We start from the raw sequence: 17,844 nt of genomic DNA, 5'->3' as shown, positions 1-17,844 counted from the left end.
CGCACCGCCGGGCCACCGGCCGGCCCCGCTGTCAGGCGGCCTGATCGAACACGGCCGCGAAGCGCCTGGCCTCGGCGGCCGTGTCCGCGCCGATGTCCGGGCGGGCGAGCAGCAGCTCCACGATCTCCCGCCCGGGGCGCTGCCCCGAGGTGGCCAGGATGATCTCCTGGTTCTCCCGGAGCCAGCGCAGCGCGTGCTCCTCGGCCGCCCGGAGCTGCTCCGCCGCCAGCAGGTCCAGCGGCAGCAGCGACCTCAGCACCAGCCGTGCCTTGAAGTGCGGCATGTGCAGCCCGAGCCACTGGAGGGACCAGCCCACCACCGAGCCGAGCCGCTCGGCCGGGAAGGTGCGGACCCGGAGCAGGGCGTCCAGGTAGAAGCAGATCTCGAAGCCCGTGGGGTCGGGGCGGACCTGGTCGTGGGTGAGCCCGGCCAGCGGTTCGGCGACATGCCAGGGGATGTCGCTTCGGGCCAGCAGGGACTTCAGCAGCCGGGGTGCGCTGACCTCCCCGAGATGGGTCGCACCCCAGCGCACGGCGCAGGACGCGATGATCTCCATCTGCTCCGGTGTGAGGTCGGAGCGTTCGAGGAGGGGTTCCAGCACGAGCTGGACGTCGTGCCCGGACCGTTCGTCGGTCACCCAGTCCCGGGAGTGGCCGACCAGCCGGGCGAGGTCGGCCGCCGTGGGCCAGCGCGACGCGTTGAGCCGATGGAGCACGTCCGTCGCCTGCGGGGTGCCGCCGTGCAGCTCCAGCCAGCGCAGGGCGGTGCGCACCGTCTTCCGTCCCTCCTCCGGTGCCATGTGCCGCTTGAGCAGCGTCTTGAGGACGAACTGCGCCTCGTGCAGCAGGGCGTGACGCTGCATCCAGCGTTCGGTGTGCTCCAGCGCGGTCGCGGCCTGGGCCGGGCTGAGGTCCTCGCGCATCAGCAGCCCGCGCAGCACCAGACGTGCCTGGGGCGTGTCCCCCTGCTGCTTCAGCCACCGTTCCGCCGTGGCGACGGCCCGGCTGTGCATGGCGCCGGCGAGGCGGCGCCGGGTGAGGACCCGGTTGAGATGGTGCGCGCTGTCCGGATCGGTGAAGTGCGCGTCGACCCGGTCCAGCACGAGCGCGGCGAGCGAGTCGAACTCCTCCTGGGACAGGCCCTTCTGGCTGAGCAGGGCGCCGACCAGGTCCAGGCTGGGAAGCCCGTCCCCGCTCTGCCGCAGATGCGCGACGGCGTCGGCGATCGAGTCCCCGGCCGCGGCGGTGCGCCCCTGCGCCCTGACCTTCGCGGCGTGGACGGCGGCGAGCTTGACGTGCCCGGGGTTCTTCTCCAGCCAGGTGGTGGCCGCTTCCAGGGTGATGGTCAGCTGCTCTTCGGTGATGTCGGGCCGCCCCAGCAGATCGGCCAGGAGCAGGCCCGCCAGGTGGTGCTCGCAGTGCGTGGCGCCCCAGACCGTGGCGAGTTCGACCGCGGTGCGGGTGTCGGTCTCGTTCAGTTCCTCGCGCCGCAGCAGGGCACGCACCGTACGCTCCGAACGGTAGGTGTCCAGATGCTCCCGCGCCCAGGACAGCGCACGGCTCACCGCCTGTTCGACCTCCTGCTCGGTGAGGTCGTTGCGGAAGAGCAGGTTGCCGAGGATGCGGCTGGACAGCAGGATGTCGCTCTGGTGCTGCTCTATCCAGCCGAGGGAGAGGCCGAAGACGGTGCGCAGCTGCGGGCCGTCCATCTCCCAGCCGTTGAGCAGGTGTTGCAGGACGAAGCCCGCCCCCTCCTCGTCGCCGTGCCCGGTCAGCCAGCGCACCGCCTTGGCGACCGTCTGCGGGACGGCGGCCGCCGGCAGATCGGTCCGGGCGAGGAGCGCGGCGAGGACCCAGCTGCTGCCGGTCTCGGGCTGGTGTCCGTCGAGCCAGGAGAGCGCGGTGGCGGACGCCCGGGCGACCGTGTCGGCGGTCAGCCCCTGGCGTTCGAGCAGCGCGCCGATGACATGGCTCGCCGAACTGCCGTCGCCGTGTGCCACGAGCCAGTCGAGCGCCGCCGCGACATGCCGTTCGGCGTCCTGGGCGGACACGTCGCGCTGCCGCAGCAGCCGTACCAGGGCGTAGCTGTTGTCCTCGTCGTGGGGCTGGCCCTGGAGCCGCTGCTCCGCGTAGCGCGTCGCCATGCCGCGTTCCTCGGGGGTGAGGCCGTGGCACTCGAGCAGCGAGTTGATGAGGCGGTCGGCCTGGTGGGCCAGCGCGTGCAGCCCCAGCCAGTGGTCGGCGTGGGCCACGAAGCGCCGGGTCTCCGCCGGCGTCAGGTCCGGCCTTTCGATGACGACGCGGATGAAGAAGTCGGCGGCGGAGTCCGCTGCATGCTGGTCCAGCCACTCGTCGGCGAGCCGGACCGCTCTGTCGCGTTCCGCCTCGGTGAGGTCCCGCCGTCTGAGCAGCACGTCCAGCACATAGGTCCAGTCGGAATCCTTGGGCTGCTCCTCGGTCCACAGGATGCCCCGCCGCACGGCGGAGCGAAGCTCCTCGCCGGCGAGGTCCTCGCGGGCGAGCAGCCTGCTGAGCACATGGCTGGCGTCCTGGCGGGTGCCGTACAGGTCGAGCCAGGCGTCGGCCCAGGCGAGGACCTTCCGGGTCTCCTCCTGGTTGGCGCCGGGCCGGCCGACCAGAGGGCTGATCACATGGCTCGCCTCGGGCGTGAGACCGTTCTTGTCGAGCCATTCCCCGGCCCGCAGGGCGGTCTGCCGTCGCACGGCGGGGACGAGGTCGTCGCGGGCGAGCAGCTTGGACAGCACATGGCTCGCCTCGTGCAGGGTGCCGTGTTCCCGCAGCCACGGGCCGGTGCGGCTGATGGCCAGGTGCGCGTCCTTCTGCGGCAGCGTGGGGTGTTCGAGCAGCTTGCCGAGCACCTGCGCGGCCTCGCGCTTGCCGCCGTGGTACACCAGCCACCGGCCGGCGGCGGCGAAGACGCGCTGCTCCTGCTGCCGGGCCAGATCCCGGCGGGCCAGGATCCTGGTGAACAGGACACCGGCCTCGGCGAGCTGGGAGTTGTTCTCCAGCCACTGCACGGCCGCCTGGATCACCTCGGCGAGGAACTCCGTGCTGACCTCCTCGCGGTCGAGGAGGATGCTCAGCACATAGCCGCCCTCGCGCCGCCGGCTGTAGGTCTCCAGCCACTGGAGCGCGGTGGGCACCAGGCGCCGGGCGGCGGCCACGGGCAGGTTCTTGATCCCGCGGCGCAGCACATGCCGGGCGTTGACGGTCCCGCCGTACTCCTCCATCCAGGGATCGACGATCGCCTGCCAGTGCTCCACCAGGGGGCCGGCCCACGGGGGCCCGGAGCAGATCGCGCCGAGCGCGTAGCCGCCGACGTCGGGGTCGCGCTGCATGACCTGGCCGATGGCGGGCGCGTTCGCGGCGAACCAGTCCGAGAGACAGTCGCGGACCTCCGTGTCGCGTTTGCGGAGCGCGAGGTCGTTCAGCTGGCGGGCGAGGTTCGTCGAGTAGCGGCCGATGGTGCGGGGTTCCGTGAAACAGCCGGACAGCAGGTCGTAGGTGCGCCCTGGGTCGACCGTCATGCCGTCGGGCAGGATCACCGACTCGACCAGCTGGTCGCAGACGATGTCGTGCGCCACCTCCAGGTGCCCGTCCCCGTCGCCTTCCAGCCAGCCGAGGCCGACCAGGGCCGTCAGGACGGTCTCGGCGCGGGCGGCGCCGCCGGGCTGCGCGGCGAGCGCGGTGGCGGCCGCGTCCAGCACCGCGGGCCGGGCCTGCGGGCAGGCGGCCGCGGCCGCAGCGGCGGCGACCAGGTCGTCCGAGGCGTGCACGCCGTCCAGGGACGACTTGGCGGCGGGCACGGTGAGCGCGTCCTCGTGCAGCCGCGCATGGAGCCATCTGGCCAGCTCGGTGCCCTCCCGCAGGCCCGCGAGATCGGGCTGGGGGATGCGGTCCCGGGCCCGGCGTTCCAGTTCGCAGGCGATGAGCAGCGCGAGGATGGGGCGGCGCCCGCACAGCTGCCGCATGCGCTCCGCGCCGATGTCGGCCATGGCGGTCGGGGCGAGCTGGTGGAGGGCCTGGTCCGCGACCAGCCGCAGGAACTCCTCGTCCTGCCGCAGATGCACCTCGCCGAAGAAGGACCGCAGTCTGGCCCGGTGCTGTTGCAGCCAGCCCGGGCGCACCGACGCCAGGAAGACCACCGAGATGTTCTCGCGGGCGGCATCGGGCAGCAGCCGGCCCTTGACGGCCTCCAGGTCGAGCGGTGACTCCCCTTCCCGCTCGGCCAGGAACAGGTTCAGGTAGTCCAGTACGACGAGGACGTCCCGCGAGTCGGACTGGACCGCCCGCGCGATGTCCTCGGTGAGGGACGGCGAGCCGCCCGGCCGCACGTGCAGCACCCGCCAGCCGGCCTCCTGGGCCAGCCGGCCCACCTCGATGCCGGTGCGGGTCTTCCCGGTGCCCGCCTGCCCGACGAGCAGCAGGCCGTCGTCGTTGCCGTCCAGGATGCGGTCCCAGATCCGGCGGGGGTCGGCCTCGTGGTCGGTGCCCGGGAAGACGAAGGGCAGATGGTCGGAGATGAGGTTCTTCTTGAACCCGGTCAGACCGGCCAGCAGGTCGTCCTGGTCGACGACGGCGGCGAGGGGGTCGGCGTCCCCGGGGTGGGTGAGGTGGATGTCCCGGATCTTGACCATGACACCGTCGCTCTTGAGCACGGTCTTGAACTCGGGATCGTCCCAGGCCAGGGCGATCGGCTCGGCGGTGAGGCTGCCCGGTCCGGCCGGGGTCTGGCGGTGGCTCTGGACCCCGACGAGCCAGCCGTCGTCCTCGGTGAAGAAGGCGGCACCCGACATGCCCTTCCAGGGATCGGGCCCGGTCAGAACGGGTGCGTCCGGGGTGGCGATGTCCAGGTGGCCGGACTTCAGGTTCGAGCCGAGCCGGACGACGCCGTGCACCTCGACGTTGCCGCGCCCGGGGAGACCGGGGATCTCCTCCCGGCGGGCGTGCCGGGGAAAGCCGTTGCCGAACACCTTCACCGTGCCGGGCCCGGACGGCAGCCGGCCGAACGCGACCGGCCCCGTGCCGGGCAGGGGATCACGCAGCTGGAGAAGTGCCAGGTCCTGCGTCTTCGAACGCCATGCCACGTGGGCGAGGAGCCGCTCCGCGGAGCCGCCGAGCATGACGCTGATGGTGCGCGGTCCTCCGGTGTCCGTCTTCCGGAGCAGATGCTCGGCCGTCAGCACCAGACTCTTGGTGATGAGGAACCCCGAGCCGTAGTCGCCGTCCCCGCCCTGCTGTACGAGGATCTCCGCGACGCGAGCGGTGTAATTGATGCGACCCCCCATGTGCTGTTCCCCTACGCGAGCAGGTCGGAGACGTCGTCACCGGTGAGCACGGTGGTCGGCTGCCCGTGCTCGTCGTACGTCTCGGCGCTCAGCCGCAGCTTGATCACATGGGTGCGGGTGTTCTTGCTCCCGCCGGAGGCCTCCCCGGAGAGCACCCAGAACTTCACCCCGCCCTTGGCCTGCTTCGACTTCTCGACGGCGACCTGGAGCTCCAGGTCGAGGGATTCGATGCGGAACCGGACGTCCTTGCCGTCGGCCTCGGCCCGGGCGGTCTCGATCTCGGATCGCAGGGACGCGAGAAGGTCGGAGAGTTCGATGTCCATGGTGGCCTCCAGACATGCCGAGGGCGGTGACCGGCGCGGCGGGTTCGGCGGATGTCACTGACATTACGTCAATTCTCCGGAAAAGAGCGGAGGTTGGCGATGCTGCTCGTTCCGTCCGGGGTGGGCGTGCAGTGTATGCGAGCGTGCCAGAGGCATGAAAGTCCCTCACGCCTGACCCGTTCGCCGCAGGTCGCGGTGGCAGACTGGGAGGCCTGCCGTGTGATCGTCGACCCCCGGAGCGCCGGCGTGGATCAGTTGGCCCTGTTGTTCGTGCTGCTGCTCGGGGCGCTGGTGAGCGTCCCGGTGGGGGACCGGTTCGGGGTGCCGGCTCCGGTGCTGATGACGCTGTTCGGCGGGGTGCTGGCGGTGGCCGACTTCGTGCCCAACGTGGACATCCCGCCCGAGCTGATCCTGCCCGGGCTGCTGCCGCCGCTGCTCTACGCGGCCGTACGGCGCACCTCCTGGCGGCAGTTCACGGCGAACAAGCGTCCGATCTTCCTGCTGGCCGTCGCGCTGGTGTTCGTGACGACGGTGTGCGTGGCGGTCGTCGCCGCCGCGATCGTGCCGGGGCTGCCGATCGCCGCGGCCGTGGCGCTCGGCGCCCTGGTCGCCCCGCCCGACCCGGTCGCGGCGACCAGCGTCGCCGGTCAGCTCGGCCTGCCGCGCCGTCTGGTGTCGATCCTGGAGGGCGAGGGGCTCTTCAACGACGTCACGGCCATCGTGCTGTACCACGTGGCGATCGCCGCCGTGGTGAGCGGCGCCTTCTCGCCCTGGCGGGCCGGCCTGGACCTGGTGCTGTCCGCCGTCGTCGCGGTGTGCGTGGGGCTGGTGCTCGGCTGGGGCGCGAACCGGCTGATGAACCTGCTGGGCGATCCCACCCTCCAGATCGGCATGACGCTGCTGGTGCCGTACGCCTCCTATGTGCTCGCGGAGAAGCTGCACGGCTCCGGGGTGCTCGCCGTGCTCACCACGGCCCTCTTCCTCGCCGAGTACTCCACCGACGCCGACGACGTGATGACCCGGCTGGCCGGGCACACCTTCTGGGACATCATCGACACCCTCGTCACGGGCGTCGCCTTCGGGCTGATCGGCCTGGAGCTGCACAACGCCGTCAACACGGCCCGGGGCCGCTGGGGCGAGCTGCTGGGGTGGGCGGCGACCGTGGTCGCGGTGGTGGTCGTCGTACGGCTGCTGTGGCTGCTGCCGGCCACCTGGCTGACCAAGCGGCTGCACGCCCTGCGGGACTACGACGAGGAGATCCCGATGAGCTGGCGGGAGACCGTGGTGATGTGGTGGTCCGGGATGCGCGGGGTGGCCTCGGTGGCGCTGGCCCTGGCGATCCCCTTGCGGACCGACGCGGGCGCCCCCTTCCCGCAGCGGGACGTCCTCGTCTTCATCGCCTTCGGGGTGATCATCGCCACGCTGGTGCTCCAGGGGCTGACCCTGCCGTGGCTGGTGCGGCGGCTCGGGGTGCGGGCCGACTCCGAGCGGGAGAAGGAGTTCGAGAAGGAGCTGGCGGTGCGGGCCGCGAAGGCGGCGAAGCGCAGGCTGCGGGAGATCGAGCAGGTGGAGGAGTTGCCCGAGGACCTGTCCGAGCAGATGCTGCGGCGGGCCTACGACATCGGGATCCGGATCAGCCCGGACATGGGGGAGGAGGAGCGGCGGGACGCCCAGCACCAGCGGGCCAGGCGGCTGAAGCGGATCCGCCGCATCCAGGGGGAGATGCTGAGCGCGGCCCGGCACGAGGTGCTGGCGGCGCGCAGCGAGCCGGGGGCGGACCCGGAGATCGTGGACCGGGTGCTCCGGCATCTCGACGTGCGCTCGCTGCGGTGATCCGGACGGCGTCTCCCACGGCCGGTCAGGAGGTGCGGCGGGCGTGGGGTATGTCCGCCCGCTTGTGCAGGGGGACCGTGTTCGGGGGCCGGTGGGGTACCGGGGTGGTGGTGACGCGGGGCAGGGCGTACGGGTGGTGTTCCGCCAGCCAGGTGATCATCTCCTCGCGGACCGTGACCCGTGCCGTCCAGATGTCGTCGGCGTCCTTGGCGGTCACCAGCGCGCGGACCTGGATGGTGGTCGGTGTGGTGTCCGTCACCACCAGGCCGTAGGCCCGGCCGTCCCAGGCCGGGCAGGAGCGCAGGATGTCGCGCAGCTTGTCGCGCATCGCCTCGATGGGCGCGCTGTGGTCGAGGTGCCAGTAGACGATGCCGGTCATCTGCGGGGTGCCCCGGGACCAGTTCTCGAAGGGCTTGGAGGTGAAGTACGACACCGGCATGGTGATCCGGCGCTCGTCCCAGGTCCGTACGGTCAGGAAGGTCAGGGTGATCTCCTCCACCGTGCCCCACTCGCCGTCCACGACGACCGTGTCGCCGATGCGGACCATGTCGCCGAAGGCGATCTGCAACCCCGCGAACAGGTTGGACAGCGTCGACTGGGCCGCGACACCGGCGACGATGCCGACGATGCCGGCGGAGGCCAGCAGCGAGGCACCGGCCGCGCGCATCTCCGGGAAGGTCAGCAGCATCGCGGCGATCGCGACGACGGCGACCGTCGCCGACACCACCCGCATGATCAGCTCCACCTGGGTGCGCACCCGGCGGACCCGGGCGGCGTCCCGGTGGGCGCGCGCATAACGGCTGTAGCTGGTCTCCACGACCGCCGCGGCGATCCGGATCACCAGCCAGGCGGCGGAGCCGATCAGCACCAGGGTCAGCGACCGGCCGATGCCCGCCTGGTGCTGCTCCAGCAGTTTCGTCTGGTCGTAGGAGCCGCGCAGCAGGGCGGCGCACAGGACCAGCTGGTACGGGATGCGGCCGCGGCGCAGCAGCCCCCACAGCGGGGTGTCGGGGTGCGCCGCGTCGGCCTGCCGCAGCAGCCGGTCGGTGAGCCAACCGACGGCCACGGTGATCAGCACCGAGCCGCCGAGGACGACGAGAGGTCGGAGCAGGTTCTCCATGACTGCGCGTCTAACCCGCCTCCGCCGGGCATGAACATGTGACTTCGGCGGCGTGCGGGGTACGGCGGCACCGGCACTGTCGTACCCGGCTGGCACCATGGCCTCATGAACATCATGCTCTTTCACTCCACCTACGGACTCAGGCCCGCGGTGCGCGAGGCCGCCGACCTGCTGCGCCGGGCGGGCCACGAGGTGTGGACGCCCGACCTCTTCGAGGGGCGGACCTTCGACACGGTCGAGGACGGCATGGAGTTCAACAAGGGCATCGGCAAGGAGGAGCTGCTGAAGCGGGCGGTGCTGGCGGCGGCGCCGTACTCCGACCGCGGGCTGGTGTACGCGGGCTTCTCACTCGGCGCCTCCCTCGCGCAGACCCTCGCCCTCGGCGACGACAAGGCGCGCGGCCTGCTGCTTCTGCACGGCACGTCGGACATCGCCGAGACCGCGCAGGTGGACGGCCTGCCGGTGCAGCTGCACGTGGCCGAGCCGGACCCGTTCGAGACGGACGACTGGCTGACCGCCTGGTACCTCCAGATGGGCCGGATCGGCGCCGAGGTGGAGATCCACCGGTACGCGGGCGCCGGCCACCTGTACACGGACCCCGGCCTGCCGGACTACGACCGCGAGGCCGCCGAGGCCACCTGGCGGGTGGCGCTCGGCTTCCTCGACGAACTCCGCTCGGCGTAGCGGCGGCCGCCCTCGGGGGCCGTGCCGTGCCGGGGGTTACACCGGGTCGTAGCTCCGCTCGACCTTCTGCGTGCCGCTGCGGGTGCGGTAGGAACGCTCCCAGCGGGAGGTCGCGTTCGGGTCGGTGCGGTCGGACAGGACGTAGTAGTCCATCTGCACCCGGGCGGCGGTGACGTCCAGGACGCCGTAGCCGTGCCGGTCGGTGTCCACCCAGTGGACGTGCCGGTTGGCGGCCTCGATGAGCGGGGCGGCGACCGCGGAGACGGTGCCCTCCGGGACCTTCACCATGTCGTCGAGGTTGTCGGAGGTCACCGAGGTGATCACGAACTCGGTGGCCGCCGACGCCGACAGCGGATAGGTGCCCGCGTCCACCGGCACGTCGTTGGCCCAGGACATGTGGATGTCGCCGGTCAGGAAGACGGTGTTGCCGATGGCGTTCGAGCGCAGGTGGTCGAGGAGTTCACGGCGGTCGTGGGTGTAGCCGTCCCACTGGTCGGTGTTGACGCCTATGCCGTCCTGCGGCAGGCCGAGCAGCTTGGCGAGCGGCTTGAGCAGGTCGGCGGAGAGGGAGCCGATGACGAACGGCGCGATCATCACCGAGTTGCCGACCAGCCGCCAGCTGGTGTCGGACGTCTTCAGGCCCGCCTTCAGCCAGTCGAGCTGGGCGCGGCCGGTCATCGTCCGGTTCGGGTCGTCCACCGAGCCGCTCCCCGTGGCCGCCTGCTGGGAGCGGAAGGAGCGCAGGTCCAGCAGGGAGAGGTCGGCGAGCTTGCCGAAGCGCAGCCGCCGGTAGGTGGTGCCCTCGATCGCCGGGCGGACCGGCATCCACTCGAAGTAGGCCTGCTTGGCGGCCGCCTGCCGGGCCGCCCAGGTGCCCTCTGCGCCCTCGGTGTGGTTGACCGCGCCGCCCGACCAGGCGTTGTCGGCGAACTCGTGGTCGTCCCAGATCGCGATGACCGGGGCCTTCAGGTGCAGCGCCTGGAGATCGGGGTCGGTCTTGTGCTTGGCGTGCCGGATCCGGTAGTCGGCCAGCGTGATGATCTCGTTGGCGGGCTCGTGCGGCCGCACGACCGTGCCGCGGTGCGCGTACTCGCCGGACTTGTACTCGTAGATGTAGTCGCCGAGGTGCAGCCAGGCGTCCAGGTCGTTGCGGGCGGCGAGGTGCCGGTAGGCGGAGAAGTAGCCCGCCTCCCAGTTGGCGCAGGTCGCCACGCCGAAGCGCAGGCCGGCCACGTCCGCGTCGGCCGCCGGCGCGGTGCGGGTGCGCCCCACCGGGGAGTCGGTTCCGCCGGCCGAGAAACGGAACCAGTAGTCGGTGGCCGGCCGCAGGCCGCGGATGTCCGCCTTCACGGTGTGGTCGGCGGCGGCCGTCGCGGTGGTGGAGCCCTTGGCGACGATGTCCGTCAGCGCCTTGTCGCGGGCGACGACCCAGCCGACCTCGGTGGCCGGGCCGAGCCCTGAGCCGGGGGCCGCCTCCGGGACCGGGGTCACCCGGGTCCACAGCAGAATGCCGTCGGGCAGCGGATCGCCGGAGGCGACACCGTGCAGGAAGGCCGGGGCCTCGGAGGCGGCGCGGGCCGGGAGCGCCGCGGCCAGCGGGCCGGCCAGGACAGCGGTCGCCGCCGCGGCCTTGACGACCGTACGGCGGCGGGGAAAGCGGGATCCGAGGGCCTCGGGCGCCTCGGATGATCTGTATCGACTGGTCACGAGTGATCAGGTTACTGATCAGTATGAACGAGAGCGGGCGAACATCGAAAGTTCGCCCGCTCTTCATCCGAGGGCCGGCCGCGGCCGGTGTCAGCCCTTGAGGGCCGCGTCCACCACCTGCCGGTACTTGTCCACCGTCAGCAGCGGCTTGCCGCCGTTGAGCTGCTTGCCGTCCATGACGAAGGTCGGGGTGCCGCTCACGCCGTCCTTGTTGTCGTCGAAGGTCTTGGACATGCGCATCGCCCAGGCGTCGTAGGTGCCCTTCTTGACCGCGTCCTGGAACTTCGCGTTGTTCTTCAGCGCCGGGACGGTGTCGGCGACCTTGAGCAGGTAGCTGTCGTCCTTGAACGTGTCCGTGGTCTCGTTCGGGTGCCACTTCGCCGAGTACAGGGCGCTCTTGTACTCCATGAACGCCTCCGGGCTGACGTTCAGCGCGGCGCCCAGGGCGCTCAGCGCGTTCTTCGAGCCCTCGCCGTTGTCGTGCAGGTCGATGAAGGTCGCGCCGACGTACTGGAACTTGTACTTGCCGTCGTCGATGTCCTTCTTCAGCGTCGACCCGACGGTCTGCTCGAACTGGGCGCACACCGGGCAGCGCGGGTCCTCGTAGATCTTGAGGGTCTTCTTGGCGCTCGCCTTGCCGATGACGACCGTGGTGCCGTTCTCGCCGGAGGTGTTGGCCGGCGCGACGACCTTGGCGGTCTTCATGCTCTCCCAGTAGGTGGGCTTGTTGGCCTGGACGACGGCGTAGCCGATGCCGCCGGCCGCGGCGAGCACGGCCACGACCGAGGCGGCCACGATCACCTGCCGCTTCGTCTTGTCGCGCTTGGCCTGGCGCTCGCGCTCCTGGCGCAGCCGCTCCCGGGCCGCCGTCTTCGCCGTCTGGCTGTTCCGCTTGCTCATGGTGGTGATCTCCGTGTGGGACGCGCACATGCCGTACGCGGGATACGTGTGGGGACTTGGTCGTGCTCAGGCGAAGGCCGGTGAGCACGGCGGTCCCCGGCGTCCCAGGGAGTGCGCGAGGAGCCGGTCGCGGGCCACCGCCGGTCGCGGGGCCGGGCGGAGCGGCGGGCCCGCCGGAAGGCGCCGGACCCGGACCGCGGCGACCGCCAGCAGCAGTGGCCGGAAGGTGCCGGCGGCGACCGCCCGCAGCAGCTGGGCCAGCGCCCGCTCGCCCCGGCGCAGCCAGGCCGCGGCCAGCAGGCCCACCCCGACGTGCGCGGCGAGCAGCAGCCAGGCGGCGGCCGGGCCGCCCTGGGTCACCAGGGCGGTCGCGCGGTCCGTGCCGCCGGCCATCTGCGCCAGCGGGGTGCCCACCCGGCCCGCGCACAGCACGTCGAAGCCGAAGGCGTGCAGCGTCCCGGCGACCGGGCCGCCGGTGCGGCCGTAGCAGGCCTGCTGGCCGGTGGTGAAGACGGTGTCGGCGGCCAGCTCCAGCGGCACCAGCAGGGCCGCGATCCGGCCGAAGCCGCGCTCGCGGCCGGCCAGCGCGTACGCGCTGCCGAAGACCCCCGCCGCCACCGCCGCCACCGTCACCAGCGGCAGCGGGGACCGGGACAGCAGCACGTGCGACGCGGCGCCGATGGTCACGACGAAGGCCGTGAACAGCGCCGCGCGCACGGCTCTGAGATGGGTCCCGGATATGTCCATAGCGAGAGAAGAGTCTGTCACGGAGGCGGTTAAGCGACCCCTAAAGGGTGCCTAGGAGACCGCGGAAATCACAGCCCCGGAATCCGGCCGTTGCGGAACAGGTCCACGAAGATGTGGTGGTCCGCACGCGCGCGTGCCCCGTAGCTGTGCGCGAAGTCCACCAGGAGCGGGGCGAAGCCGTCCTCGTCGGCGGCGATCGCCGCGTCGATGGCCCGCTCGGTGGAGAACGGCACCAGGGACTCGCCGGACTGGTCGTCCGCCGCCGCGTGCATGGTCGCCGTGGCCCGGCCCAGGTCGGCCACCACCTGCGCGATCTCCTCGGGGTCGTCGATGTCGCCCCAGTCCAGGTCCACCGCGTACGGCGAGACCTCGGCGACCAGCTGGCCGGCGCCGTCCAGCTCCGTCCAGCCCAGCCACGGGTCGGCGTGCGCCTGGAGGGCGCGCTGGGAGATCACCGTGCGGTGGCCCTCGTGCTGGAAGTACCCCGCGATGGCCGGGTCCGTGATGTGCCGGGAGACGGCCGGGGTCTGGGCCTGCTTGATGTAGATCACGACGTCGTTCTCCAGGGCGTCGCTGTGCCCCTCCAGCAGGATGTTGTACGACGGCAGGCCCGCCGAGCCTATGCCCACGCCCCGGCGGCCCACGACGTCCTTCACCCGGTAGGAGTCGGGGCGGGCCAGCGAGGAGTCCGGCAGCGTCTCCAGATAGCCGTCGAAGGCCGCCAGGACCTTGTAGCGGGTCGCCGCGTCCAGCTCGACGGAGCCGCCGCCCGGCGCGAAGCGGCGCTCGAAGTCCCGGATCTCGGTCATCGAGTCCAGCAGCTCGAAGCGGGTCAGCGAACGCGCGGTGCGCAGCGCGCCCAGCAGCGGGCCCTCGGCGGTGTCCAGCGTGAACGGCGGCAGCTCGTCGCTCTTGGCGCCGGTGGCCAGCGCGTGGATCCGCTCGCGGTACGCGCCCGCGTAGATCCGCACCAGCTCGGTGATCTGCTCGTCACTGAGCGCCTTCGCGTACCCCACCAGCGCGATCGAGGCCGAGAAGCGCTTCAGGTCCCAGGTGAACGGGCCGACATAGGCCTCGTCGAAGTCGTTGACGTTGAAGACCAGGCGGCCGCCCGCGTCCATGTAGGTGCCGAAGTTCTCCGCGTGCAGGTCGCCGTGGATCCACACGCGCGAGGTGCGGTCGTCCAGGTACGGTCCGCCCCGCTTCTCCTGGTCGAGGTCGTGGTAGAAGAGGCACGCCGTGCCCCGGTAGAACGCGAACGCCGAGGCCGCCATCTTCCGGAACTTCACGCGGAACGCGGCCGGGTCGGCGGCCAGGAGCCGTCCGAAGGCGGTGTCGAAGACGGCGAGGATCTCCTCGCCGCGCTGCTCGTCGCTGAGCTGGGTGATCGACATCGCGGGGTGCCTCCTGGTGCATGTACGTGTACGACAGCGTTTCTGCCGTCTCAACGGGCGACGCCGCTGGGGAGTGCCCGGTTCCCGTGGGACGGTACGTGTGGAAGCGCCGCGTGTGTCAGTGCCGAGGCATAGACTTCGACGCTGTCCACCCGTTCCCCCTGGAGGCCCGAACCGTGTCAAAGCCGCCCTTCACGCACCTGCACGTCCACACCCAGTACTCGCTGCTGGACGGTGCCGCGCGGCTCAAGGACATGTTCAACGCGTGCAACGAGATGGGCATGACGCACATCGCCATGTCCGACCACGGCAACCTGCACGGGGCGTATGACTTCTTTCACTCCGCGAAGAAGGCCGGGATCACCCCGATCATCGGGATCGAGGCGTATGTCGCCCCCGAGTCCCGCCGCAACAAGCGCAAGATCCTCTGGGGTCAGCCGCACCAGAAGCGGGACGACGTTTCCGGTTCCGGTGGTTACACCCACAAGACGATGTGGGCGGTGAACAGGACCGGCCTGCACAACCTCTTCCGGCTCTCCTCCGACGCCTACGCCGAGGGCTGGCTCCAGAAGTGGCCCCGGATGGACAAGGAGACCATCGCCCAGTGGTCCGAGGGCATCGTCGCCTCCACCGGCTGCCCCTCCGGCGAGGTGCAGACCCGGCTGCGCCTCGGCCACTTCGACGAGGCCCTCAAGGCCGCCGCCGAGTACCAGGACATCTTCGGCAAGGACAAGTACTTCCTGGAGCTGATGGACCACGGCATCGAGATCGAGCGCCGGGTCCGGGACGGCCTGCTGGAGATCGGCAAGAAGCTCGGCATCCCCCCGCTGGTCACCAACGACTCGCACTACACCTACGCGCACGAGGCGGGGGCGCACGACGCCCTGCTGTGCATCCAGACCGGCAAGAACCTCTCCGACCCGGACCGCTTCAAGTTCGACGGCACCGGCTACTACCTGAAGTCCACGGACGAGATGTACGCCATCGACTCCTCGGACGCCTGGCAGGAGGGCTGCGCCAACACGCTCCTCGTCGCCGAGATGGTCGACACCACCGGCATGTTCGAGAAGCGCGACCTCATGCCCAAGTTCGACATCCCGGAGGGCTACACCGAGGTCACCTGGTTCAAGGAGGAGGTCCGCCGCGGCATGGAGCGCCGCTTCCCGGACGGCATCCCCGAGGACCGCCAGAAGCAGGCCGAGTACGAGATGGACACCATCATCTCGATGGGCTTCCCCGGCTACTTCCTCGTGGTCGCCGACTTCATCATGTGGGCCAAGAAGCAGGGCATCGCGGTCGGCCCCGGCCGAGGCTCCGCGGCCGGCTCGATCGTCGCCTACGCCATGGGCATCACCGACCTCGACCCGATCCCGCACGGCCTGATCTTCGAGCGGTTCCTCAACCCCGAGCGCATCTCGATGCCCGATGTCGACATCGACTTCGACGAGCGCAGGCGCGTCGAGGTGATCCGGTACGTGACCGAGAAGTACGGCGCCGACAAGGTCGCCATGATCGGCACCTACGGCACCATCAAGGCCAAGAACGCGATCAAGGACTCCGCGCGCGTGCTGGGCTACCCGTACGCGATGGGCGACCGCATCACCAAGGCCATGCCCGCCGACGTCCTCGGCAAGGGCATCCCGCTGTCCGGCATCACCGACCCGAGCCACCCCCGCTACAGCGAGGCCGGCGAGGTCCGCGCGATGTACGAGAACGAGCCGGACGTGAAGAAGGTCATCGACACCGCGCGCGGTGTGGAGGGCCTGGTCCGGCAGATGGGCGTGCACGCCGCCGGCGTGATCATGTCCAGCGAGACCATCACCGAGCACGTCCCGGTCTGGGTCAGGCACACCGACGGGGTGACCATCACCCAGTGGGACTACCCGAGCTGTGAGTCGCTCGGCCTGCTGAAGATGGACTTCCTGGGCCTGCGCAACCTCACGATCATGGACGACGCCGTCAAGATGGTGAAGGCCAACAAGGGGATCGACATCGACCTCCTGGCCCTCCCGCTCGACGACCCCACGACCTTCGAGCTGCTCCAGCGCGGCGACACCCTCGGCGTCTTCCAGTTCGACGGCGGCCCGATGCGCTCGCTGCTGCGGCTGATGAAGCCGGACAACTTCGAAGACATCTCCGCCGTGTCGGCCCTGTACCGGCCGGGCCCGATGGGCATGAACTCCCACACGAACTACGCGCTGCGCAAGAACGGGCAGCAGGAGATCACGCCGATCCACCCGGAGCTGGAGGCGCCGCTCAAGGAGGTCCTGGACGTCACCTACGGCCTGATCGTCTACCAGGAGCAGGTGCAGAAGGCCGCCCAGATCATCGCGGGCTACTCGCTCGGCGAGGCCGACATCCTCCGCCGCGTGATGGGCAAGAAGAAGCCGGAGGAGCTGGAGAAGAACTTCGTCATCTTCCAGGCCGGCGCCCGCAAGAACGGCTACAGCGACGAGGCCATCCAGGCGCTGTGGGACGTGCTGGTCCCGTTCGCCGGCTACGCGTTCAACAAGGCGCACTCCGCCGCGTACGGCCTGGTCTCCTACTGGACCGCGTACCTCAAGGCGAACCACCCCGCCGAGTACATGGCCGCCCTGCTCACCTCCGTCAAGGACGACAAGGACAAGTCGGCGGTCTACCTCAACGAGTGCCGCCGCATGGGCATCCGGGTGCTCCCGCCGAACGTCAACGAGTCCGAGTCGAACTTCGCCGCCCAGGGCGACGACGTGATCCTCTTCGGCCTCTCCGCCGTCCGCAACGTCGGCACCAACGTCGTCGAGTCGATCATCAAGTGCCGCAAGGCCAAGGGGAAGTACGCCTCCTTCCCGGACTACCTCGACAAGGTCGAGGCGGTGGTCTGCAACAAGCGCACCACGGAATCGCTGATCAAGGCCGGCGCCTTCGACACCATGGGCCACACCCGCAAGGGGCTCATGGCGCAGTACGAGCCGATGATCGACAACGTGGTCGCGGTCAAGCGCAAGGAGGCCGAGGGCCAGTTCGACCTCTTCGGCGGCATGGGCGAGGAGAGCAGCGACGAGCCCGGCTTCGGACTCGACGTGCAGTTCACCGACGACGAGTGGGACAAGACCTATCTGCTCGCCCAGGAGCGGGAGATGCTCGGTCTGTACGTCTCCGACCACCCGCTCTTCGGCCTGGAGCACGTGCTGTCCGACAAGGCCGACGCCGGCATCGCCCAGCTCACCGGCGGGGAGCACGCCGACGGCGCGGTGGTCACCATCGGCGGCATCATCTCGGGCCTCCAGCGCAAGATGACCAAGCAGGGCAACGCCTGGGCGATCGCCACCGTCGAGGACCTCGCCGGCTCCATCGAGTGCATGTTCTTCCCGGCGACCTACCAGCTGGTCTCGACCCAACTGGTCGAGGACGCCGTGGTCTTCGTCAAGGGCCGGCTCGACAAGCGCGAGGACGTGCCGCGGCTCGTCGCCATGGAACTGATGGTCCCCGACCTGTCCAACGCGGGCACCAACGCGCCGGTGGTCCTCACCATCCCGGCGGTGAAGGTCACCCCGCCGATGGTCAGCCGGCTCGGGGAGATCCTCAGCCACCACAAGGGCGACAGCGAGGTCCGCATCAGGCTCCAGGGCCCGCGCAAGACCACCGTGCTGCGCCTGGACCGGCACCGGGTCAAGCCCGATCCGGCGCTGTTCGGCGATCTGAAGGTGCTGCTCGGCCCGGCCTGCCTCGCCGGCTGAGACCCCGGGTGAGAACAGGCAGAAGGGGGGGGCCCCCGGGGCGGGGGGGCCCACAGTGTGGGGGTGGGGTGTCAAACCTGGGTGTTTTTCTCGAAATCGGCGCGGGTAGTGT

At 70.7% G+C, this 17,844-nt stretch carries 10 protein-coding genes; 3 read left to right on the top strand and 7 right to left on the bottom strand.

Translation table 11 applies throughout. The features are described 5' to 3' along the window. Positions 1-31: 31 nt before the first annotated feature. Positions 32-5,308, bottom strand: a complete 5,277-nt coding sequence (locus ACFVIU_RS19865) for a trypsin-like peptidase domain-containing protein (RefSeq protein ID WP_385843936.1) — start codon at positions 5,306-5,308, stop codon at positions 32-34. A gap of 11 nt (positions 5,309-5,319) precedes the next feature. Next, positions 5,320-5,631 carry a trypco2 family protein gene (locus ACFVIU_RS19860; protein WP_385843934.1) on the bottom strand — a complete coding sequence of 104 codons (312 nt, stop codon included), beginning with the start codon at positions 5,629-5,631 and terminating at the stop codon, positions 5,320-5,322. Positions 5,632-5,877: 246 nt separating this feature from the next. Between ACFVIU_RS19860 and ACFVIU_RS19855 the strand changes: the two genes are divergently transcribed. Beyond that, positions 5,878-7,464 carry a Na+/H+ antiporter gene (locus ACFVIU_RS19855; protein WP_385843933.1) on the top strand — a complete coding sequence of 529 codons (1,587 nt, stop codon included), beginning with the start codon at positions 5,878-5,880 and terminating at the stop codon, positions 7,462-7,464. A 25-nt stretch (positions 7,465-7,489) separates the two neighbouring features. On the opposite strand, the gene ACFVIU_RS19850 is transcribed toward ACFVIU_RS19855, so the two are convergent. Next, complete coding sequence (locus ACFVIU_RS19850) at positions 7,490-8,584, bottom strand: mechanosensitive ion channel family protein (protein WP_385843932.1); 1,095 nt, start codon at positions 8,582-8,584, stop codon at positions 7,490-7,492. A 105-nt stretch (positions 8,585-8,689) separates the two neighbouring features. Between ACFVIU_RS19850 and ACFVIU_RS19845 the strand changes: the two genes are divergently transcribed. After that, positions 8,690-9,268 carry a dienelactone hydrolase family protein gene (locus ACFVIU_RS19845; protein ID WP_385843931.1) on the top strand — a complete coding sequence of 193 codons (579 nt, stop codon included), beginning with the start codon at positions 8,690-8,692 and terminating at the stop codon, positions 9,266-9,268. A gap of 36 nt (positions 9,269-9,304) precedes the next feature. Here the strand turns inward: ACFVIU_RS19845 and ACFVIU_RS19840 are convergent, their stop codons facing one another. The 4 genes from ACFVIU_RS19840 to ACFVIU_RS19825 all read right to left on the bottom strand — a co-directional run bounded on the left by ACFVIU_RS19840 (position 9,305) and on the right by ACFVIU_RS19825 (position 14,016). After that, positions 9,305-10,975, bottom strand: coding sequence for an alkaline phosphatase D family protein (locus tag ACFVIU_RS19840; RefSeq protein WP_385843930.1), 1,671 nt, complete (start codon positions 10,973-10,975; stop codon positions 9,305-9,307). Positions 10,976-11,065: 90 nt separating this feature from the next. Beyond that, entirely contained in the window at positions 11,066-11,875 is an 810-nt protein-coding gene (locus ACFVIU_RS19835) for a DsbA family protein (RefSeq protein ID WP_385843928.1), read from the bottom strand. 66 nt (positions 11,876-11,941) lie between these two features. After that, entirely contained in the window at positions 11,942-12,622 is a 681-nt protein-coding gene (locus ACFVIU_RS19830; RefSeq protein WP_385843927.1) for a hypothetical protein, read from the bottom strand. A 68-nt stretch (positions 12,623-12,690) separates the two neighbouring features. Then, positions 12,691-14,016, bottom strand: coding sequence for a DUF2252 domain-containing protein (locus tag ACFVIU_RS19825; protein WP_385843925.1), 1,326 nt, complete (start codon positions 14,014-14,016; stop codon positions 12,691-12,693). 176 nt (positions 14,017-14,192) lie between these two features. Here ACFVIU_RS19825 and dnaE point away from each other — a divergent pair, with 176 nt between their 5' ends. Next, the gene (dnaE, locus tag ACFVIU_RS19820) at positions 14,193-17,732 is read left to right on the top strand and encodes a DNA polymerase III subunit alpha (RefSeq protein WP_385843924.1); all 3,540 of its coding nucleotides are present in this window, start codon (positions 14,193-14,195) and stop codon (positions 17,730-17,732) included. Positions 17,733-17,844 lie beyond the last annotated feature (112 nt).

This window comes from Streptomyces sp. NPDC127190, from assembly GCF_042672505.1.
Taxonomy (GTDB): Bacteria; Actinomycetota; Actinomycetes; order Streptomycetales; family Streptomycetaceae; genus Streptomyces.
Note: the sequence above shows the minus strand (reverse complement) of the source record. Positions and strands in the feature narration are given on the sequence as shown.

Bases quoted from the DNA above. Each gene is read 5' to 3' on its own strand.
- ACFVIU_RS19865 (WP_385843936.1), bottom strand. From the start codon at position 5,308: ATGGGGGGTCGCATCAATTACACCGCTCGCGTCGCGGAGATCCTCGTA.
- ACFVIU_RS19860 (WP_385843934.1), bottom strand. From the start codon at position 5,631: ATGGACATCGAACTCTCCGACCTTCTCGCGTCCCTGCGATCCGAGATC.
- ACFVIU_RS19850 (WP_385843932.1), bottom strand. From the start codon at position 8,584: ATGGAGAACCTGCTCCGACCTCTCGTCGTCCTCGGCGGCTCGGTGCTG.
- ACFVIU_RS19845 (WP_385843931.1), top strand. From the start codon at position 8,690: ATGAACATCATGCTCTTTCACTCCACCTACGGACTCAGGCCCGCGGTG.
- ACFVIU_RS19835 (WP_385843928.1), bottom strand. From the start codon at position 11,875: ATGAGCAAGCGGAACAGCCAGACGGCGAAGACGGCGGCCCGGGAGCGG.
- ACFVIU_RS19830 (WP_385843927.1), bottom strand. From the start codon at position 12,622: ATGGACATATCCGGGACCCATCTCAGAGCCGTGCGCGCGGCGCTGTTC.
- ACFVIU_RS19825 (WP_385843925.1), bottom strand. From the start codon at position 14,016: ATGTCGATCACCCAGCTCAGCGACGAGCAGCGCGGCGAGGAGATCCTC.